This is a genomic window from Streptomyces armeniacus, from assembly GCF_003355155.1.
Classification (GTDB): Bacteria; Actinomycetota; Actinomycetes; order Streptomycetales; family Streptomycetaceae; genus Streptomyces; species Streptomyces armeniacus.
Genome location: NZ_CP031320.1, coordinates 1,187,744 through 1,205,388, shown reverse-complemented (window position 1 = coordinate 1,205,388; position 17,645 = coordinate 1,187,744). Strand labels below are relative to the sequence as shown.

The 17,645-nt window shown below is 72.4% G+C and carries 23 protein-coding genes and 3 tRNA genes; 16 read left to right on the top strand and 10 right to left on the bottom strand.

The window, feature by feature from the left end:
- Positions 1-27: 27 nt before the first annotated feature.
- From DVA86_RS05245 to DVA86_RS05230, 4 genes are all read left to right on the top strand, one after another.
- A complete protein-coding gene (locus tag DVA86_RS05245; protein WP_208884405.1) occupies positions 28-432 on the top strand; it encodes a phage holin family protein in 405 nt (134 codons plus the stop codon).
- Positions 429-1,205 carry a DUF3618 domain-containing protein gene (locus tag DVA86_RS35915; RefSeq protein ID WP_208876175.1) on the top strand — a complete coding sequence of 259 codons (777 nt, stop codon included), beginning with the start codon at positions 429-431 and terminating at the stop codon, positions 1,203-1,205. Before DVA86_RS05245 ends, DVA86_RS35915 begins: the two co-directional genes overlap by 4 nt.
- 5 nt (positions 1,206-1,210) lie before the next feature.
- Positions 1,211-1,474 (top strand): DUF4235 domain-containing protein, encoded by a 264-nt coding sequence (locus tag DVA86_RS05235; protein ID WP_208876173.1) that lies wholly within the window; start codon positions 1,211-1,213, stop codon positions 1,472-1,474.
- A gap of 92 nt (positions 1,475-1,566) precedes the next feature.
- Entirely contained in the window at positions 1,567-1,761 is a 195-nt protein-coding gene (locus DVA86_RS05230; RefSeq protein ID WP_208876172.1) for a hypothetical protein, read from the top strand.
- Between the two features lie 26 nt (positions 1,762-1,787).
- Here DVA86_RS05230 and DVA86_RS05225 read toward each other — a convergent pair whose 3' ends face one another.
- Positions 1,788-2,468 carry a lysophospholipid acyltransferase family protein gene (locus DVA86_RS05225; RefSeq protein WP_208876171.1) on the bottom strand — a complete coding sequence of 227 codons (681 nt, stop codon included), beginning with the start codon at positions 2,466-2,468 and terminating at the stop codon, positions 1,788-1,790.
- A gap of 271 nt (positions 2,469-2,739) precedes the next feature.
- Here DVA86_RS05225 and DVA86_RS05220 point away from each other — a divergent pair, with 271 nt between their 5' ends.
- Together DVA86_RS05220 and DVA86_RS05215 are read left to right on the top strand one after the other, a co-directional pair.
- Positions 2,740-3,906 carry a glycerophosphodiester phosphodiesterase gene (locus DVA86_RS05220; RefSeq protein ID WP_208876169.1) on the top strand — a complete coding sequence of 389 codons (1,167 nt, stop codon included), beginning with the start codon at positions 2,740-2,742 and terminating at the stop codon, positions 3,904-3,906.
- Between the two features lie 393 nt (positions 3,907-4,299).
- Positions 4,300-4,806, top strand: coding sequence for a GNAT family N-acetyltransferase (locus DVA86_RS05215; protein ID WP_208876167.1), 507 nt, complete (start codon positions 4,300-4,302; stop codon positions 4,804-4,806).
- A 36-nt stretch (positions 4,807-4,842) separates the two neighbouring features.
- Here the strand turns inward: DVA86_RS05215 and DVA86_RS05210 are convergent, their stop codons facing one another.
- The gene (locus tag DVA86_RS05210) at positions 4,843-5,241 is read right to left on the bottom strand and encodes a hypothetical protein (RefSeq protein WP_245997542.1); all 399 of its coding nucleotides are present in this window, start codon (positions 5,239-5,241) and stop codon (positions 4,843-4,845) included.
- Between the two features lie 55 nt (positions 5,242-5,296).
- A complete protein-coding gene (locus DVA86_RS05205; RefSeq protein ID WP_208876164.1) occupies positions 5,297-5,668 on the bottom strand; it encodes a hypothetical protein in 372 nt (123 codons plus the stop codon).
- Positions 5,669-5,747: 79 nt separating this feature from the next.
- Here DVA86_RS05205 and DVA86_RS05200 point away from each other — a divergent pair, with 79 nt between their 5' ends.
- Positions 5,748-6,401 carry an HAD-IA family hydrolase gene (locus tag DVA86_RS05200; protein WP_208876162.1) on the top strand — a complete coding sequence of 218 codons (654 nt, stop codon included), beginning with the start codon at positions 5,748-5,750 and terminating at the stop codon, positions 6,399-6,401.
- Between the two features lie 394 nt (positions 6,402-6,795).
- Here DVA86_RS05200 and DVA86_RS05195 read toward each other — a convergent pair whose 3' ends face one another.
- Both DVA86_RS05195 and DVA86_RS05190 read right to left on the bottom strand, forming a co-directional pair.
- The gene (locus DVA86_RS05195; protein WP_208876161.1) at positions 6,796-7,533 is read right to left on the bottom strand and encodes an NAD(P)H-binding protein; all 738 of its coding nucleotides are present in this window, start codon (positions 7,531-7,533) and stop codon (positions 6,796-6,798) included.
- A 30-nt stretch (positions 7,534-7,563) separates the two neighbouring features.
- Entirely contained in the window at positions 7,564-8,841 is a 1,278-nt protein-coding gene (locus DVA86_RS05190) for an amidohydrolase family protein (RefSeq protein ID WP_208876159.1), read from the bottom strand.
- A 203-nt stretch (positions 8,842-9,044) separates the two neighbouring features.
- Here DVA86_RS05190 and DVA86_RS05185 point away from each other — a divergent pair.
- The 6 genes from DVA86_RS05185 to DVA86_RS05160 all read left to right on the top strand — a co-directional run bounded on the left by DVA86_RS05185 (position 9,045) and on the right by DVA86_RS05160 (position 11,620).
- Positions 9,045-9,117: transfer RNA gene (locus DVA86_RS05185), tRNA-Thr, on the top strand.
- A gap of 46 nt (positions 9,118-9,163) precedes the next feature.
- Positions 9,164-9,236, top strand: a tRNA-Met gene (locus DVA86_RS05180).
- Between the two features lie 92 nt (positions 9,237-9,328).
- Positions 9,329-9,493, top strand: coding sequence for a 50S ribosomal protein L33 (gene rpmG, locus DVA86_RS05175; protein ID WP_003956487.1), 165 nt, complete (start codon positions 9,329-9,331; stop codon positions 9,491-9,493).
- An 89-nt stretch (positions 9,494-9,582) separates the two neighbouring features.
- Positions 9,583-10,035 carry a MaoC family dehydratase N-terminal domain-containing protein gene (locus tag DVA86_RS05170; protein ID WP_208876157.1) on the top strand — a complete coding sequence of 151 codons (453 nt, stop codon included), beginning with the start codon at positions 9,583-9,585 and terminating at the stop codon, positions 10,033-10,035.
- A gap of 4 nt (positions 10,036-10,039) precedes the next feature.
- Entirely contained in the window at positions 10,040-10,474 is a 435-nt protein-coding gene (locus tag DVA86_RS05165) for a MaoC family dehydratase (RefSeq protein WP_208876155.1), read from the top strand.
- A gap of 90 nt (positions 10,475-10,564) precedes the next feature.
- Positions 10,565-11,620 carry a UDP-N-acetylmuramate dehydrogenase gene (locus tag DVA86_RS05160; protein ID WP_208876153.1) on the top strand — a complete coding sequence of 352 codons (1,056 nt, stop codon included), beginning with the start codon at positions 10,565-10,567 and terminating at the stop codon, positions 11,618-11,620.
- On the opposite strand, the gene DVA86_RS05155 is transcribed toward DVA86_RS05160, so the two are convergent.
- From DVA86_RS05155 to DVA86_RS05135, 5 genes are all read right to left on the bottom strand, one after another.
- Positions 11,586-11,861, bottom strand: a complete 276-nt coding sequence (locus DVA86_RS05155; RefSeq protein WP_208876152.1) for a hypothetical protein — start codon at positions 11,859-11,861, stop codon at positions 11,586-11,588. The genes DVA86_RS05160 and DVA86_RS05155 overlap by 35 nt on opposite strands.
- 202 nt (positions 11,862-12,063) lie before the next feature.
- The gene (locus DVA86_RS05150) at positions 12,064-12,801 is read right to left on the bottom strand and encodes a pyridoxal phosphate-dependent decarboxylase family protein (protein ID WP_208876150.1); all 738 of its coding nucleotides are present in this window, start codon (positions 12,799-12,801) and stop codon (positions 12,064-12,066) included.
- A 33-nt stretch (positions 12,802-12,834) separates the two neighbouring features.
- Entirely contained in the window at positions 12,835-13,536 is a 702-nt protein-coding gene (locus DVA86_RS05145; protein WP_222623290.1) for a class I SAM-dependent methyltransferase, read from the bottom strand.
- Positions 13,537-13,607: 71 nt separating this feature from the next.
- Entirely contained in the window at positions 13,608-14,633 is a 1,026-nt protein-coding gene (locus DVA86_RS05140; protein WP_208876148.1) for an adenosine deaminase, read from the bottom strand.
- Between the two features lie 52 nt (positions 14,634-14,685).
- On the bottom strand, positions 14,686-15,924 hold the full coding sequence (locus DVA86_RS05135; RefSeq protein ID WP_208876146.1) for a pyridoxal phosphate-dependent aminotransferase: 1,239 nt from the start codon (positions 15,922-15,924) through the stop codon (positions 14,686-14,688).
- A 178-nt stretch (positions 15,925-16,102) separates the two neighbouring features.
- On the opposite strand from DVA86_RS05135, the gene DVA86_RS05130 reads away from it, so the two are divergent.
- The 3 genes from DVA86_RS05130 (at position 16,103) to nusG (ending at position 17,576) form a co-directional block, all read left to right on the top strand.
- A tRNA-Trp gene (locus DVA86_RS05130) sits at positions 16,103-16,175 on the top strand.
- A gap of 111 nt (positions 16,176-16,286) precedes the next feature.
- Positions 16,287-16,568, top strand: a complete 282-nt coding sequence (gene secE, locus DVA86_RS05125) for a preprotein translocase subunit SecE (RefSeq protein WP_208876144.1) — start codon at positions 16,287-16,289, stop codon at positions 16,566-16,568.
- Between the two features lie 93 nt (positions 16,569-16,661).
- Positions 16,662-17,576 carry a transcription termination/antitermination protein NusG gene (gene nusG / locus DVA86_RS05120; RefSeq protein WP_208876142.1) on the top strand — a complete coding sequence of 305 codons (915 nt, stop codon included), beginning with the start codon at positions 16,662-16,664 and terminating at the stop codon, positions 17,574-17,576.
- Positions 17,577-17,645 lie beyond the last annotated feature (69 nt).

Here is a 17,645-nt window from a genome sequence, read left to right as displayed (position 1 = left end):
GGCACCCCGGACCGTACTCAGGACCGCATGCCGGACCGCGGGGACACCCGGGACCACTCGGTCGGAGAGCTGGTGACGCGGGCGTCCGAACAGCTCTCGGAGGTCGTACGCAGCGAGATGCGGCTCGCGCAGGCCGAGATGAAGGAGAAGGGCAAACGGGCCGGGCTGGGCGCCGGAATGTTCGGCGGCGCCGGGCTGGCCGGCTTCCTGGCGCTCCAGGCGCTGGTGGCAGCCGCGATCGCGGCCCTCGCCCTGGCGCTCCCGGTCTGGGCGTCCGCGCTGATCGTGTTCGGCGCGCTGCTGCTGATCGCGGGCGTACTGGCGCTGATCGGCAAGAAGGAGTTCAAGCAGGCCACTCCTCCCGCGCCGAAACAGACCATCGGCAGCGTGAAGGCGGACGTCCAGGCGATCAGGGAAGGGGCGCACCGATGACGCGCGAAGCCCGTGCGAGCGGCGGCCACGCCGGCAGCCCGCAGGAGCTGCGGGCCGAGGTGGAGCACGCACGCGAGGAACTGGCCGACACCGTGTCGGAGTTGGCGCGCAAGGCGGACGTGAAGGCCGCCGCGAAGCAGAAGGCGGCCCGTATGAAGGAGCGGGCACGCGGCGGCCGCAACGGCGGCCGGCACGGCACGCTGAAGGCCATGCCGGCGGGCCGTCACGCCGGCCACGGCGGGCCCAACGGGCACGGCCCGGACGGCGGCCCGAGCGGTACGGGCGGGCCCGGCGGCGCGGCCGGTGCCGGCACCGGGGCCGAACGCGCGGACCAGGCGGGCACGGACGAAGAGGGCGGCGCCGCGGCCCGTACGGGCGGCCGAGCCGGGAAGCTGGGCGGCATTGTGGCGGTGGGAGCCGCCGCCGTGGTGGCCGTCCTGCTGGCACGCCGGCGGCGGGGCACGGCCAAGTCCGCGGCCATGGACCCCCGTACGGTCGGCGACCGGGTCGCGCGGCCCGTGCGGCGCGCGGCGTCCCGGGCCCAGGCGCAGGCTGCCAGGGCGCAGGGGCGGGCCGCCAGGGCGCAGGCGAAGGCGCACGCGAAGGCCGCCAGGCCGCACGCAAGGTCCACCAGGTCGGCCCGGATGCAGGCCAAGACCCACGCGAAAGCCGCCAAGCCGCAGGTGAAGGCGCACATGAAGGCCGTGAAGGCGCAGGCGAAGGCGCGGACCGGGCCCGCTGCGCGGGCCGTACGGCCCGCCGGAAGGCGGTGACCGCCATGGGCGCACGCGTGTACAAGATCTTCAGCACCGTGGTCAGTCTGGTGAGCGGCATCCTCGCCGGCGCCCTGTTCCGGAAGGCGTGGAAGGCCGTCCCGGCCGGCCCCGACACTGCCCCCAGCGCCACCGACGAGGACCGCAGGATGCGCGAGATCCTGGCGGCCGCGGCGGCACAGGGCGCGGTGACGGCCGTCGTCAAGGCGGCGATGAGCCGCGGCGGCGCCGCGGGCATACGCCGCGTGACCGGCAACTGGCCGGCCTGACGGGCGCGTCGGGGACCGGCGTACGGCGGGGCCCGTAGCCGCGGGCCGTACGAGCGAGCCGTACGCCGGTCCCGCGCGTGTCGGCTCAACGCGTGCCGGGCCCGTACCCCTCGGTCAGCCCTGGGGCGCTCGGCCCTGCCTACCCGTTCCTCGCCAAGGTCGGCCGCTGCGAGGGCGGCGTCTCGTACGCGGATGGGTACCGCATGCTGGGCGCGGCGGAGACGTCAGAGATCAAGGGCACGGGCCTGCGGATGACCGAGCAGCGGGAGCAGCTGGGCCCCCGCTGACCCGGCTGCCCGTACGGCGTACGGCCTTACGCCGCCTTCGCCTTGGTGGCGTACATGTCGACGTACTCCTGCCCGGACAGCCGCATGACCTCGCTCATGACCTCGTCCGTCACCGCGCGCAGCACGTACCGGTCGCGGTCCATGCCGTCGTAGCGCGAGAAGTCCAGCGGCTCGCCGAAGCGGACCGCGATGCGGTGGCTGCGGCCGAAGCGCGGGAGGCCCTTGCCGCCGGGCTGCACCTCGTCGGTGCCGATCATCGCGAACGGCACCACGGGTGCGCCCGTCATCAGGGCGAGCCGCGCGATGCCCGTACGGCCGCGGTACAGCCGTCCGTCGGGGGAGCGGGTGCCCTCGGGGTAGATGCCGAAGACCTTGCCCTCCTCCAGCACGCGGCGGCCGGTCATCAGCGCGGCCACGCCGCCGCGACCGCCGTCCCGGTCCACCGGGATCATGCCGACGCCTGTGAAGAACCACGCCATCAGACGGCCCTTCAGGCCCTTGCCGGTGACGTACTCGTCCTTGCCGATGAAGAACACCTGACGCTTGCTGACCAGCGGGAGGATCATCGAGTCGATGAACGTGAGGTGGTTCCCCGCGAGGATCACCGGGCCGCTGCCCGGAATGCGTTCCGCGCCTTCGACCCGCGGGCGGAACAGCACGCGCAGCAGCGAGCCGAGCAGTGCCTTGATCAACAGGAAACGGGACAACTGGCCCTCCGTCGGTGGTGGTCGAGCGCACGCCTGCGCAGGTGAGGACGATACTCGCCATTGCACGGTTGCCCGGCACCGGGTGGTTCGCACGCCCTGGACAGAACGAGTGTCCCCGCCGCGTGTTTCTCCCATGTTCCGCCGTGTGTCTCCCGCGGGAAAGGTCCGCGCCCCTACGATCAGCGCGTCGTTTGTCAGGTGCGGGACACCGGGCCGGCCGGTACGCCGGGGTGGCCGCGGACAGCACCGCACCACGAGGTGAGGAGAGCGTATGGCACAGGAGCAGCGGCCGGGCCGCAGAACCCTGTTGGGCGCGGCGGCGGCGCTGGGCGCGGGCGCGGCTGCGCTGGGACCGGTCGGCGCGGCACGCGCGGAGGGGCGGACGGAGGCACGGGCGGCCGACTCGGGGGCGGCCTCCCGTACCCGGCTGCCGGTGCCCGCCGTCGTCGCGCACCGCGGCGCCAGCGGCTACCGTCCGGAGCACACGCTCGGCTCGTACGAACTCGCCCTCGCCATGGGCGCCGACATCATCGAGCAGGACCTCGTGCCCACCAAGGACGGGCACCTCGTCTGCCGGCACGAAAACGACATCACCGGCACGACGGACGTCGCCGACCACCCCGAGTTCGCGGGCCGCAAGACCACCAAGACGGTGGACGGCAAGGCGTTGACGGGCTGGTTCAGCGAGGACTTCACCCTCGCCGAGCTCAAGACGCTCCGCGCCGTCGAGCGGCTGCCCAAGGAGCGCCAGCGCAACACCGTCTACAACGGCCGCTGGGAGGTGCCCACCTTCGAGGAGGTGCTGCGCTGGGCCGACCGGCAGCAGCGCGACCGGGGCCGACCGGTCTGGCTGCACATCGAGACCAAGCACCCCACGTACTTCCGCGGCCTCGGGCTCGGCCTGGAGAAGCCGCTCGCCGCGCTGCTCCGCAAGTACGGGCGGCACCGCGCGCACTCTCCGAACTTCGTGCAGTCCTTCGAGCCCAGCAGCATCCAGAAGCTGCACGGACTCGTCGACTGTCCCGGCGTCGTCCTGCTGGACGCCGCCGACACCCGGCCCTGGGACTTCGTGGAGTCGGGCGACCCCCGTACGGTTGCCGATCTCGTGAAGCCCGAAGGGCTGGAGTGGATCGCGGGCTTCGCGAAGGGCATCGGGCCGACCCTGGACCTCGTCATCCCGAAGAACGACGACGGCAGCCTCGGCGAGCCCACCACCCTGGTGCGCGACGCGCACGCGCAGGACCTGGTGCTGCACCCGTACACGATGCGGAACGAGAACACCTTCCTGCCGCTGGACTTCCGCACGGGCACCGACCCGTACGCGTACGGGGACGTCTTCGGCGCGCTGCGGACGTACTTCGAGACCGGCATCGACGGGATCTTCTCCGACAACCCGGACACGGCGCTGCTCGCCGCGGCCGACTTCCGCGGGGACTGACGCGCGCCCCGGGCGCCGGTCCGCCGGCGCCCGGATCTCCCGCCTTATGTGCGGACGGTCCCCCGCCCCGGTGCGGCGGGGGACCGTCGCGGGACCCGTCACACCGTCACCGGACCCGTCACACCGTCACCGGACGCGGCACACCACGCCCGGACCTCACATTCCGGATATCGCCGACGAGTTGGGAATCTCACAGCGCACCCCGCGGCGCCCCGCTGCCCGTTGCCCCGGCTCTCACGCCCGCGCACAATGCTCTCGGCGGAGGTTGCAGCACCTGAACTCCGGGGAATGGTGCGGTAAGCAAACGGCGTCATCAGGGCAGACAGTTCGGACGCGCATCCCTCGAATTTCCCGCTCGTCCGGGCGCACACGGAACAGGGGAGGCATACGCGCATGGGCATGAGCGTGACCATCTCTACGGCGACCGAAGACGACGCCGAGCAGATCCTCAAACTGCAGTACCTCTGCTACCAGTCGGAGGCGGAGCTGTACGGCGACTACCGCATCGAACCCCTCACCCAGACCCTCGACCAGCTGCGTGCCGAGCTGGCCTCGGGGTACGTCCTCGTCGCGCGCCTCGGCGAGGAGGTCATCGGCTCCGTACGGGCCAGCGTGGACGCGGACTCCACGGCCCGTATCAGCAAGCTCTGCGTCCACCCGCGGATGCGCCGGCACGGGCTGGGCGGCAGGCTGCTCGCCCGGATCGAGGAGCACCTGCTCGCCGAGCGCGCCGCCACGCGGTACCGCCTCTTCACCGGCCACCGCAGCGAGGTCAGCCTCCGGCTGTACCGCAAGAACGGCTACGCCCCGGTCGGCACGGCCCTGGACGCCGGCGACCGGATCACCGTGGTGACGATGGAGAAGGAGGCCGGGGCGCAGGCGTTCACGACGAGCGCGTGACGCCCGTTCCGGAGGCCCTTCAGGCGTCCCGGCGCCTCAGGCGTTCCCGGACCGGCCGCCGCCCGGCGTACGGCGCAGCCACAGCAGCCCCGTGACGGGCAGGGCGAGCGGGATGAACAGGTAGCCCATCCCGTAGTCCGACCACACGGTCGCGTCCGGGAACGCGGACGGGTCCGCCAGCGTCCAGGTGCCGACCGTCAGCACGCCCAGCAACTCCGCGCAGCAGCACACCAGCGCGGCCTTGCGCGCGCCCTCCCCGCCGCGTACGAGCGCGACCGTGATGAACGCGTACACCACCGCCGCCACCGCCGAGAGCACGTACGCCAGCGGCGCCTCGTCGAAGCGCGTGGAGAGCTGGTAGAGGGAGCGGGACGCGGCGCCGACGGTGAAGATCCCGTACAGGGTGACGAGCAGCCGGCCCGGGCCGCTGACCAGCTGACGACCCGACGCGCCTCCGGCCCCGGACCCGTCTCCCGTACGGCCGTTCCGCTCAGGCACCGGCGCCGCCCTCCCAGATGTCGTAGAGCCGCACCTGCAGCACGGCCAGTACGACGGCGCCCGCGACCACCGTCAGCGAGCCCCATCGCGTGCGCTCCGACAGCGACAGCAGCCCGACCACCGGCACGCAGCACACGATGCCGACCAGATACGAGACGAAGATCACGGTTCCGTCGGCGGGCTCCTCGCCGCGCGCCAACTGCACGACGCCCACCACCAGCTGGGCCAGCGCGAGCACTGTCACCACGGCCATGCCCGCGAAGTGCCAGTCCTTGGTGGGCTGGTCGCGGTAGGCCGCGTGGCCGCACCATGCGGCCAGAGCGAGCGCGGCCACGGCGAGCGCGACCGTCAGCGGGGTGAGCATGCGCCGAGTCTAGAAGGGGCGAAACATCTCACAGTCTCCGGCCCCCGGCGGTGCCGCGGGCGCGCCGTAGGGTCGCCTCATGAAGCTCTCCGCCGATGCCCTGCTGTTCGACAACGACGGGACGCTCCTGTCGTCGATGGAGTCCGTGATCCGCTGCTGGACCCGCTGGGCCGGAGAGCACGGCGTGACCGAGGCCGAGTTCGCCCAGGTCGAGCTGCACGGGCGGACCGCCGCGGAGATCATCTCCGAGCTGCTGCCGGCGGCCGAGGTGCCCGGTGCGGTCCGCCGTATCGAACAGCTCGAAGTGGAGGACGTGGGCGGGGGAGTGGTGCTGCTGCCCGGCACGGCCGCGCTGGTCTCCGCGCTCTCCGCGGCGCCCGCCCCCTGGGCGGTGGTCACCTCCGCGATCCGGCCGCTGGCCGAGGCGCGGCTGCGCGAGGTGGGCGTCGAGCCGCCGCTGGTGATCGCGGCGGAGGACGTCGTACGCGGCAAGCCCGACCCCGAGCCGTTCCTGCTCGCCGCCCGGAAGCTGGGCGCCGACCCGGCCCGCTGCGTCGTCTTCGAGGACGCGCCCGCCGGTCTCGAGGCGGCCCGCGCGGCGGGCATGCGCACCGTGGCGTTGACCACAACACACGCCCGCGAGGAGCTGCGCGCCGACGCCGTCGTCACCGACCTGTCCGGTGTATCCGTGCAGGTCACAGCCAGTGGCGTGGAGATTCTGACCGAGGCCTGAACGGCCGTCGGCGGGCCGCCGACGCGGGCGGTACGGCACCGTACGTCTGTTTTACTGAACACATGAGCACGACGAGCCACCACAGCCACGCGACCGAGGCGACCACGACGCCCGGCGCCCGCTGTCTGTGTGCTCGCGGCGCCGGCCGCACGGTCGCGAGCCGAGTGCGCGACGCCCGAATGTGTGCCCGCTGAGGGCCCCGGACTGAGCCTGCTCGCGCCCCGAAGCGAGACCCCAGCGCGGACCTGAGCCGCGCGCTCTCCCCTGCAGTGCCCCCTCCCGTACGCGGGCGGCCGAGGCCTGCCGCTCCGTACCCCCTCCCGCCCGCGTACGGGAGGGGGCACTGCAGGGGAGAGCGCGCGGCTCAGGTCTTCTCCTCCTGCCGCTCCCTTTTCTAAATCACACCCCGTCCACCTAGACCTCCGCCCACCCCTTCGTCGGCCGCGTCAGATGTGTAAAAGAGCCAGCCCCACCCCCGAGCGCAGACCGCCACCGCGTCCGCGACCGCCGTGTCCCCGTTGACCAGCTCCAGCGTCAGCCCCGCCGTGCGCGGCTCGTCCAGCAGTGCCCGCAGGACCGCCGCGACATCGTCCCGCGTGATGTCACCGCGACCCGTCCGCTCCTCCAGCCGTACGCGGCCCGTGCCCGGCGCGTCCGTGAGCCGTCCGGGCCGCAGGATCGTCCAGTCCAGCCCGGCGCGGGCGCGTACGGCGTCGTCCGCGGCGCCCTTCGCCCGCAGGTACGCGGCGAACACAGGGTCCATCTCGGGCGGCGGCTCCTCGTCGGCGCGCATGGCGGAGACGACCAGGAAGCGCCGTACGCCCGCCCGTTCCGCCGCGTCGGCGAACAGCACGGCCGCGCCGCGGTCCACCGTCTCCTTGCGCGCGGCGCCGCTGCCCGGCCCGGCGCCCGCCGCGAACACGGCGGCGTCCGCGCCCTCCAGGTGCCGCGTGACCTCGTCCGCGGACGCGGACTCGAGGTCGCACACGACGGGTTCGGCGCCCGTGGCGCGAAGGTCGTCGGACTGCTGGGGGTCGCGGATGAGGCCCGCGACGGTGTCTCCGCGCTCGGCGAGAAGCTGTTCGAGGCGCAGGGCGATCTGGCCGTGTCCACCGGCGATGACTGTACGCATGCCTCCGACCGTACGCCCGCGTGCGCGCGCTCAGCCCTGTGACTGGCGGGGGAGGTCGAGTTCCACCGCGGCGGCGGAGTCGCAGTATTCGCGCACCGCGCTCGTACGCGCGACCACGCGCCCCCGGTGCACCACGATGCGGCTGTACGCGAGGGACAGCGCGCCCGCGATGCTCGTGCCGCGTACGGCGAGGAGTTCGGCCGGGAACCCGGCCTCGACGCGTACCTCGGGCAGGCCCATCGCGGCCCGCGCCCGGGTGCTGACCGCTTCGTAGGCGGCGACGGCGTGTGCCTCGCCGTGCGAGGCGAGCAGGTACGCGGCGCTGAGCGGGTCGCCGCGGCCCACCTGGTTCGAGGCGTCGCGCAGGGCCCCGCTGCCGGCGGCGACGGTGACGCCGGCGGCGCGCAGCAGCCGTACGGGCGCGACGCGGGAGGGGAAACGGCGTTCCAGCGCGACGCAGTTGCCCTGCGGCAGCGCGACGACGGTGATCCCGGCGGCGGCCAGCTGGTCGGCCGCCCGCATGGTGGCCTCGTGCGGCAGCCGGGACAGCCCGCCGCAGGGGCCGATCGTGACGCCGGGCCGCAGCCCGCCCGCGGCGGCCGCGAGCCGGGCGAGGCGGGCCGGGTCGTCGGCGTCGGTGTGCAGGTCGACGGCGCAGCCGTGCTCGGCGGCGACCTCGAGGACGGCCTCCACGTAGCCGCCCGGATCGGGGTCGAGGTCGGGGCAGCCGCCGACGACGGTCGCGCCCATCTTCACGGCGTCGCGCAGCATCGCCAGGTCCTCGGCGCCGGCCAGCCCGGTCAGCAGCCGGGGCACGGCGACGGTGGTCAGGTCGGCCAGTCCGCGCAGCGCCCTGCGGGCCTGCAGGACGGCCTCCAGCGAGCGCACTCCGACGACGTCGCCGATGCGCACGTGCGAGCGCAGCGCGGTCGCGCCGTGTCCGAGCTGGAGCAACGCGGCCTCGGTGGTGCGCCGTTGGACCTCGTACGGGTCGCTGGACGGCGGGGTGTCGGCGCCGGGCTCGGCGGCGCTGAGGGCGGTGAGCGCGGAGTCGTAGTGGGCGTGCGGCTCGGCGGGGGCGGGCAGCAGCAGGTAGCCGGTGAGGTCGACGCGGGCGCCCTCGGGCGGGAGCCGGCCGGGGGAGAGGCTGCCGGCGGTGCCGACGGCCTCGATACGCCCGCCGCTGAGGCGTACGTCGACGGTGCGCCCGTCGGCGAGCCGGGCAGCGCACAGGAGGAGTTCGCTGGAGTCGGCGGCCGAGATGCCGCGGTCGGTGTGCCTCGGCTCCTGCGGCTGTCTGTCGGCCATCGGACTCCCCAGGGTTCGGCGGAAGATCGAGATCACGCAGCGTGCGACGAGCGTAAGGGGAGCCGCGGGCGGCATCGGGGAGGAGGGAAATAGTCGTACCGGCGTGGTGTGAGCCGTGCTGCCAAGGGGTAGACAGGGCGGACGCGACGGCCCCGATACGGATTTCACCTTCGGCGGCCGAACGTGTAATGTCTTCATCGCTCGCCCCAATAGCTCAGTCGGCAGAGCGTCTCCATGGTAAGGAGAAGGTCAACGGTTCGATTCCGTTTTGGGGCTCTGGTGTGAGAGGTCTCCCGCCTGCCGCGGGAGACGTTCGCATCGTGGCGGCGTAGCTCAGTCGGTAGAGCAAACGGCTCATAATCGTTGTGTCACCGGTTCAAGTCCGGTCGCCGCTACTTCACTGACAGTAGCCGGTTGTGGGATCTGTCCTCCGATCGGCTACTCTTTCTGCGTTCAACTCGTCCTAGTCCGTCCAAGGAGCACTCACGTGGCTGCCACAGACGTCCGCCCGAAGATCACGCTGGCATGCGTGGAGTGCAAGGAGCGGAACTACATCACCAAGAAGAACCGGCGCAACAACCCGGACCGTCTTGAGATGAAGAAGCACTGCCCGCGCTGCAACTCGCACACAGCGCACCGCGAAACGCGATAACACGCTCCGTCCGTGAGGCCGTCCCCGTTTTCGGGGGCGGCCTCACGTGTTCCGCTGCCCACGCCCAACGCCCAGGAGGTGCCGGCCACATGGCGCTCGACCAGTCGTTCGTCGGACGGAGCTATCCGCCCACCCGCCCGTACGAGGTCGGCCGGGAGAAGATCCGCGAGTTCGCCGAGGCCATCGGCGACCCCCACCCGGCGTACACCGACCCGGCCGCCGCCGAGAAGCTCGGGCACCCGGACGTGATCGCGCCTCCGACGTTCGTCTTCTCGATCACGTACCGCGCGGCGGGCGTCGTGATCGAGGACCCGCAGCTCGGCCTGGACTTCAGCCGGGTGGTGCACGGCGCGCAGCAGTTCGCGTACGTGCGCCCGGTACGCGCCGGGGATCGGCTCGCGGTCACCTCCACCATCGAGTCGATCAACTCCCTCGCGGGGCACGACGTGTTGGAGATCCGGGGCGATGTGCACGACGAGACGGGTGAGCTCGTGGTGACCGCCCGCACGAAGCTGGTGGCCCGGGGCGCGGACGAGGAGTGACGAGATGACCGCCAAGATCGCATTCGCCGACGCCGAGGTCGGCACGGAACTGCCCGCCCAGACCTTCCAGGTCACCCGCGACACGCTCGTGCGCTACGCGGGCGCGTCCGGTGACTTCAACCCGATCCACTGGAACGACACGTTCGCCACCGAGGTCGGCCTCGACGGCGTCATCGCGCACGGCATGCTCACGATGGCCCAGGCCGTACGGGTGGTCACCGACTGGGTGGGCGACCCGGGCGCCGTCGTCGACTACGGCGTGCGGTTCATCCGCCAGGTGAAGGTGCCGAACGACGACAAGGGCGCGACGGTCGAGGTCTCGGCGAAGGTCGCGGCCGTCGTCGACGAGTCGGCCCGTACGGTCCGGGTGGACCTGCTCGCGAAGTGCGACGGGCAGAAGGTGCTGGGCATGGCCCGCGCGGTCGTCGCCCTGGCCTGAGCGGGCCGCCCGGCCCGCCCGGGGCCGCGTGTCCCGGGCTGGAGCCGGGCACGGCCGGCCCCGCCGCACCCCTCTCGTACTCTTGACCGCGTGCAGGAACTCCACGACGCCCCCCTCGCCCCCCTGACCACCTTCCGCCTGGGCGGCCCCGCCGACCGGCTCCGTACGGCCACCACCGATGACGAGGTGGTCGAAGCCGTACGGGAGGCCGACGACAGCGGTACGCCGCTGCTGGTCATCGGCGGCGGCAGCAACCTCGTCGTCGCCGACAAGGGCTTCCGCGGCACCGCCCTGCGCATCGCCACCACCGGCTGCCGGCTGGACGGTACGCGGCTGGAGCTGGCGGCGGGCGAGAACTGGTCCGACGTCGTCGAGCGCACGGTCGAGGCCGGCCTCGCCGGCATCGAGTGCCTGGCCGGCATCCCCGGCTCGGCGGGCGCGACGCCGATCCAGAACGTGGGCGCGTACGGCCAGGAGGTCTCCAGCACGATCACCGAGGTCGTCGCGTACGACCGCCGCGCCCGCGAGACCGTGACCCTCCCGAACGCGGACTGCGGCTTCGGCTACCGGCACAGCCGCTTCAAGGGCGACCCCACCCGGTTCGTCGTGCTCCGCGTCCGCTTCCGGCTGGAGGACGCGGGCGGCATGTCGGCGCCCCTGAGGTACGCGGAGACCGCCCGCGTCCTCGGCGTACAGCCCGGCGAGCGGGTCCCGGCGGCCACCGCGCGCGAGACCGTGCTGAAGCTGCGCGCGGGCAAGGGCATGGTGCTCGACCCGGAGGACCACGACACCTGGTCCGCGGGCTCCTTCTTCACGAACCCCGTGCTCAGCGAGGCCGAGCACGCCGCCTTCCGTGCCCGCGCCGCGGAACGGCTCGGTCCGGACACGGTCCCGCCCTCCTTCCCGGCGGGCGACGGCCGTATCAAGACCTCCGCGGCCTGGCTGATCGACAAGGCCGGGTTCGGCAAGGGCTACGGCGACGGCCCGGCCCGTATCTCCTCCAAGCACACCCTCGCGCTCACCAACCGCGGCGAGGCGACCACCGAGGACCTGCTCGCGCTGGCCCGTGAGGTACGCGAGGGCGTACGGACAGCCTTCGGGGTGACGCTCGTCAACGAGCCGGTGACAGTGGGCTGCGCGGTGTAGCGGCGGTACGGCCGTACGGCCCGCCGCGCGTGTCGTTCACCGCCCGTACGAGCTCGTCGATGTCCGTGCGGCCGGTGCGGAAGCTGATGACGCAGGCGCGCAGGGCCGCCCGTCCGTCCAGCCGTACGGTGCTGATCCAGGCGCGCCCGCTGCCCACGACGGTCCGTGCGAGCGCCTCGTGGTGCTCCCACGACGCTCCGTCGGAGAGGCCGTCGGCAGCGGGGTCGGCGAAGCAGACCACCGGCAGCGGTGTGTCGTTGACGACGGTCCACCCGGGAGGAAGAGCTTCAGCCCGGTGAACCGGCGCGACCACTGCTGGCCCGAGGTGTACGGGTCGACGGTGTCGGGCACGTCGGACGGCATGCAGGACGTGGTGACGCGGAACGTCTCCGCCAGCGCCCGGCTGTCGGTGCACAGCAGGGCCCCGGCCCCCATCGGCACGCTCAGCCACTTGTGCGCGCACCGCCGTACGCGGCGTCGGCATGCAGCCACAGGCCCTGTTCCGCGCAGAACGCGGCCAGTTCGGGCAGCGGGTCGATGACGCCCGCTCCCGTGGTGCCGGCCGTGCCGACCACCATGAACGGCAGGTCGCCGGCCTCGCGGTCCGACGCCACCAGGTCTGCCAGCCGTCCGAGGTCCATGCGCAGACTGGCGTCGACCGGTACGAGCCGCACCGCCTCCCGTCCGATACCGGTGCCGTGCGCGATCTTCAGCCATGCCAGATGGCTTTCCGCCGACGCGTACAGCACGGGCCGTCCGGGCAGCGCCCGCAGCCCCGCGGTGCCGTACTCCGGCCACGCCTTGGTCAGCGCCAGCAGTACGGCGGTCAGGTTCGCCTCCGCGCCGCCGCTGGTAAACGACCCGGCCACCGCTTCGGCCGGGTAGCCCAGGCGTCCGCCGAGGAAGCGCAGCAGGTGGGCCTCGATCTCCGCGGCCGCCGGCGCGTGCGACCAGGCCGCGAGCTGCGGGTTGAACGCCGCCGCAAGGGTCTCCCCGACCACGCCGAGGAGGGTCGGTGCCGGGTTGAACAAGCCGAAGTAGCGGGGGTGCGTCGTGTGCACGGTGCCGCCGCGCAGCAGCTCCGCGACGTCCTCCAGCACCGCGGCGGGATCGGCCGGTTCGCCGAAGTCGTACGCGCCGACGGCGGCGCGCAGCCGGCCGGGGTCCGCCGGGATGCTCACGCCCTGCCCAAGTGGCGCGAATGACAAGGAGCCTCAGGATCGGGCCACGCCGTACGGACCGGTCTGCCCCGGAGCGGCGGCCTGGCGCCGTCGCACGCTCACCAGCCACGCGTGGACGTCCCCGGTGGTCACGGCATACGTCGTCGGGCCGATCCGGATGTCCGTCCAGTCCTCGTCGTCGAAGGCGGCGACGATCTCCGTACGGGTGAGGGTCGGGTGCTCCTCGGAGCGCTCGCTGATCTCCAGCAGGTGCACCCACCCGTCGGACACCAGTACGTTCGCCAGCTCGCGGGTGTAATCGCGCCGCCGGCCGGCGGTGTTCCCCGGGATGTGCATGAACGCCGAGTCGAGCACGGTGTCGAACTTCTGTCCCAGGGAGGTGAGATCGAACGCGTCCGCGATGGCGAACTCCACCGGCAGGTCCCGCTGCCGCGCCTTCTCCCGGGCCCGTACGACGGCGTTCTCGGCCCCGTCCACCCCGAGCACGGTGTGCCCGCGGGACGCCAGGTGCAGGGTGTTCTCGCCGGTGCCGCAGCCGACGTCGAGGACCCGGCCGGTGAACAGGCCCCGGTCGGCCAGCGCGACGACCGCGGGCTGTGGCGCGGCGATCTCCCACGGGGGAGTGCCCTCGTAGAACTCGTTGAAGCTGTCGGACCTGCCGAAGCCGCTCATGCCGTTGTCCTCCCGCACCTCGGAACGCGGACGGAGACGCCGCTCGCCGGCGCCTCCCCTCATACCGGGAAGCGTGCTTCTTCAACCGCTGTTGAAGTCAAGCGGTCGCAAACCGCACTGCGCCCGGCCCGACCTCAGCCGTCCGCCGCCAGCCACGCGTCGATGTCCGCGAGCACCGCGTCCCGTACCTCCGGCGGCGCCGCCGAGCCGCGCACCGACTGGCGGGCCAGCTCGGCCAGTTCGGCGTCGGTGAAGCCGTGCGCGTCCCGCGCCAGCTCGTACTGCGCGGCCAGCCGCGAGCCGAACAGCAGCGGGTCGTCCGCTCCCAGCGCCATCGGCACCCCGGCGTCCCAGAGCACCCGCAGCGGTACGTCCTCCGGCTTCTCGTACACGCCCAGCGCCACGTTCGACGCGGGGCACACCTCGCACGTCACCCCGCGCTCGGCCAGCCGCCCCAGCAGCCGCGGGTCCTCCGCCGCGCGCACGCCGTGCCCCACCCGCGCCGCGCGCAGGTCGTCCAGGCAGTCGCGGACGCTCGATGGTCCGGACAGCTCGCCGCCGTGCGGCGCGGCCAGCAGCCCGCCGTCGCGCGCGATCGCGAACGCCCGGTCGAAGTCACGTGCGAAACCGCGGCGTTCGTCGTTGGAGAGCCCGAAGCCGACGATCCCGCGGTCCCGGTAGCGGACGGCGAGCCGGGCGAGCGTACGGGCGTCCAGCGGGTGCTTCATACGGTTCGCCGCGACCAGCACCCGCATGTCCAGACCCGTGTCCCGGCGGGCGCGGTCCACCGCGTCCAGGATGATCTCCAGCGCCGGGATCAGCCCGCCCAGCCGGGGCGCGTACGAGGTCGGGTCGACCTGGATCTCCAGCCACCGCGAGCCGTCCCGTACGTCCTCCTCAGCCGTCTCGCGCACCAGCCGCTGGATGTCCTCCGGCTCGCGCAGGCAGGACCGCGCCATGTCGTACAGCCGCTGGAAGCGGAACCACCCGCGCTCGTCCGTCGCGCGCAGCTTCGGCGGCTCGCCGCCGCTGAGCGCGTCGGGCAGGTGCACACCGTACTTGTCGGCGAGCTCCAGCAGCGTGCCGGGCCGCATCGATCCGGTGAAGTGCAGATGCAGGTGCGCTTTCGGCAGCCGCCGGACGTCGCGAACCGTCCCCATCAAACCTCCGCTTCCGGTACGGGCGCCGCCCGCGCCCGTACCGGGTGAGTTGTCAGTCCCGCGCCTCGGCCAGCAGCTTCTGGATCCGGGAGACGCCCTCCACCAGGTCCTCGTCGCCCAGTGCGTAGGACAGCCGCAGATAGCCCGGCGTGCCGAACGCCTCTCCGGGCACCACCGCGACCTCCACCTCCTCCAGGATCAGCTCGGCCAGCTCCACCGTGCTCGCCGGCCGCCTGCCGCGCAGCTCCTTGCCGAGGAGGCCCTTCACGGAGGGGTACGCGTAGAAGGCGCCCTCCGGCTCGGGGCAGACGACGCCGCTGATCTCGTTCAGCATCCGTACGATCGTCTGCCGCCGCCGGTCGAACGCGGCGCGCATCTCCGCGACCGCCTCGAGGTCACCGGAGACGGCGGCCAGCGCGGCGGCCTGCGCCACGTTGCTCACGTTCGAGGTGGCGTGCGACTGGAGGTTCGCGGCGGCCTTCACGACGTCCTGCGGGCCGATGGCCCAGCCGACGCGCCAGCCGGTCATGGCGTACGTCTTGGCCACGCCGTTCACGATGATGCAGCGGTCCCGCAGCTCGGGCACGACGACGGGCAGCGAGTGGAACTCGGCGTCGCCGTACACCAGATGCTCGTAGATCTCGTCCGTGAGCACCCACAGGCCGTGCTCCGCCGCCCAGCGCCCGATCTCCTCGATCTGGTCGCGGGTGTAGACCGCGCCGGTCGGGTTCGAGGGCGAGACGAACAGCAGCACCTTCGTGTGCTCCGTGCGGGCCGCCTCCAGCTGCTCGACGCTCACCCGGTACCCGGTGGTCTCGTCCGCCACGACGTCGACCGGGACGCCGCCCGCGAGCCGGATCGACTCGGGGTACGTGGTCCAGTACGGCGCGGGGACGAGCACCTCGTCGCCCGGGTCGAGGATGGTGGCGAAGGACTCGTAGATGGCCTGCTTGCCGCCGTTGGTGACCAGGACGTTCGCGGCCTCGACCGAGTAACCGGAGTCCCGCCGAGTCTTCTCGGCGATCGCGGAGCGCAGCTCGGGGAGGCCGCCGGCGGGCGTGTACCGGTGGTACTTCGGGTTGCGGCACGCCTCGACCGCCGCCTCGACGATGTACCCGGGCGTCGGGAAGTCCGGCTCGCCCGCGCCGAAGCCGATCACGGGGCGCCCGGCGGCCTTGAGGGCCTTGGCCTTGGCGTCCACGGCGAGGGTGGCGGACTCGGAGATCGACCCGATACGGGCCGAGAGGCGTCGTTCGGTCGGGGACTGTGCGGGTGGAGTAGCAGCCGTCATAGAGGCATGTTCCCAGACCCGCGAACGGGCCCGCACCGGGGTTTGGCGGCCGGGCCCGTGGTTAGGCGTTCGACGGCGGGGCACGGAACACGTACACTCCTACGTCGTTGGCCCTCATCGATCGTTCCGTGCTGCGCACTCGGTGCAGCCGCCCGGATGCGGTAGGTTGAAGGCACAAAGGGTCGTAGCTCAATTGGTAGAGCACTGGTCTCCAAAACCAGCGGTTGGGGGTTCAAGTCCCTCCGGCCCTGCTACACACATCGCATCGCCGATATGGTGTGTGCTTGCGTACGTACTGAAATGCACCGCCGTGCGGCCGGGCCGGACGCCGCAGGGCAACGACCCGGATCAGGTGAGGACGAGTGACGGAGATCACGGACTCCATCGAGGTCCCCGAGCCCGGACGGTCGTCAGACGACAAGAAGCCCCGGCGCGGAGGCAAGCGAGGCAAGAAGGGCCCACTGGCCCGTCTCGCGCTTTTCTACCGACAGATCGTCGCCGAGCTCCGCAAGGTCGTGTGGCCGACGCGGAACCAGCTCTCGACGTACACCACTGTGGTGATCATCTTCGTAGTCATCATGATCGGCATTGTGACCGTGATTGACTATGGGTTCACCGAAGTGATGAAGACCGTCTTCGGCTGACCCGTACCGCGGAGGCCGGCGAGCGAGCCCGAGTGCCCCCGCGGCACGGCCACCGCATGATCGACCCCATGAAGCCAGGAAGAAGCAGCCACCGTGTCTGACCCGAACCCGAACGACGCCGTCGAGCCCGCAGAGGGCGAAGACACCGCGCGCGCCATTTTCGAGGCGGCGGATGACAGCGTCGACCTGTCGGCGGCCGCCGACGACGCATCGGGCGATTCGGCTGAGGAGGCCGCCGTCCTCACGGAGACCGACGAGGACGCGGAGACCGACGAGGACGCCGGAGCCGCCGCTGCCGAGGCGGACGCCGAGGCCGACGAGGACGAGGGCACCGACGAGGCCGAGGCCGGCGAAGAGGCGGCGGAGGCCGAGGAGGAGCCGGTCGACCCCGTCGCCGCGCTCCGCGACGAGCTGCGCCACCTCCCGGGCGAGTGGTACGTGATCCACACCTACGCGGGCTACGAGAACCGCGTGAAGACCAACCTCGAGCAGCGCGCCGTCTCCCTCAACGTCGAGGACTTCATCTTCCAGGCCGAGGTGCCGCAGGAAGAGGTCGTCCAGATCAAGAACGGCGACCGGCGCACCGTCCGGCAGAACAAGCTCCCGGGATACGTCCTCGTCCGCATGGACCTGACGAACGAGTCCTGGGGCGTCGTCCGCAACACCCCGGGCGTCACCGGCTTCGTCGGCAACGCGTACGACCCGTATCCGCTGACCCTCGACGAGATCGTCAAGATGCTCGCCCCCGAGGCCGAGGAGAAGGCCGCCAAGGCCGCGGCCACGGACGAGGAGGGCAAGCCCGTCGGCGGCCCCGGCCGCAAGGTCGAGGTCCAGGTGCTGGACTTCGAGGTGGGCGACTCCGTCACGGTCACCGACGGCCCGTTCGCGACGCTGCAGGCCACGATCAACGAGATCAACGCGGACTCGAAGAAGGTCAAGGGCCTGGTCGAGATCTTCGGCCGGGAGACCCCGGTCGAGCTCAGCTTCGACCAGATCCAGAAGAACTGACCGTTCGTCCGCGGTCGTACGGCTTCGGGGCAGCCCGGAGCCGTACGTTTCCGGCCGGTGGGACCGGCC

What these genes read in the sequence shown, in the direction of transcription:
- DVA86_RS05145 (WP_222623290.1), bottom strand. Translation starts at nt 13,536, where the DNA reads ATGAGGGGAGGCGCCGGCGAGCGGCGTCTCCGTCCGCGTTCCGAGGTG.
- DVA86_RS05220 (WP_208876169.1), top strand. Translation starts at nt 2,740, where the DNA reads ATGGCACAGGAGCAGCGGCCGGGCCGCAGAACCCTGTTGGGCGCGGCG.
- DVA86_RS05135 (WP_208876146.1), bottom strand. Translation starts at nt 15,924, where the DNA reads ATGACGGCTGCTACTCCACCCGCACAGTCCCCGACCGAACGACGCCTC.
- DVA86_RS35915 (WP_208876175.1), top strand. Translation starts at nt 429, where the DNA reads ATGACGCGCGAAGCCCGTGCGAGCGGCGGCCACGCCGGCAGCCCGCAG.
- DVA86_RS05235 (WP_208876173.1), top strand. Translation starts at nt 1,211, where the DNA reads ATGGGCGCACGCGTGTACAAGATCTTCAGCACCGTGGTCAGTCTGGTG.
- DVA86_RS05215 (WP_208876167.1), top strand. Translation starts at nt 4,300, where the DNA reads ATGGGCATGAGCGTGACCATCTCTACGGCGACCGAAGACGACGCCGAG.
- DVA86_RS05140 (WP_208876148.1), bottom strand. Translation starts at nt 14,633, where the DNA reads ATGGGGACGGTTCGCGACGTCCGGCGGCTGCCGAAAGCGCACCTGCAT.
- DVA86_RS05245 (WP_208884405.1), top strand. Translation starts at nt 28, where the DNA reads ATGCCGGACCGCGGGGACACCCGGGACCACTCGGTCGGAGAGCTGGTG.
- DVA86_RS05190 (WP_208876159.1), bottom strand. Translation starts at nt 8,841, where the DNA reads ATGGCCGACAGACAGCCGCAGGAGCCGAGGCACACCGACCGCGGCATC.
- DVA86_RS05195 (WP_208876161.1), bottom strand. Translation starts at nt 7,533, where the DNA reads ATGCGTACAGTCATCGCCGGTGGACACGGCCAGATCGCCCTGCGCCTC.
- DVA86_RS05170 (WP_208876157.1), top strand. Translation starts at nt 9,583, where the DNA reads ATGGCGCTCGACCAGTCGTTCGTCGGACGGAGCTATCCGCCCACCCGC.
- DVA86_RS05165 (WP_208876155.1), top strand. Translation starts at nt 10,040, where the DNA reads ATGACCGCCAAGATCGCATTCGCCGACGCCGAGGTCGGCACGGAACTG.
- DVA86_RS05205 (WP_208876164.1), bottom strand. Translation starts at nt 5,668, where the DNA reads ATGCTCACCCCGCTGACGGTCGCGCTCGCCGTGGCCGCGCTCGCTCTG.
- DVA86_RS05200 (WP_208876162.1), top strand. Translation starts at nt 5,748, where the DNA reads ATGAAGCTCTCCGCCGATGCCCTGCTGTTCGACAACGACGGGACGCTC.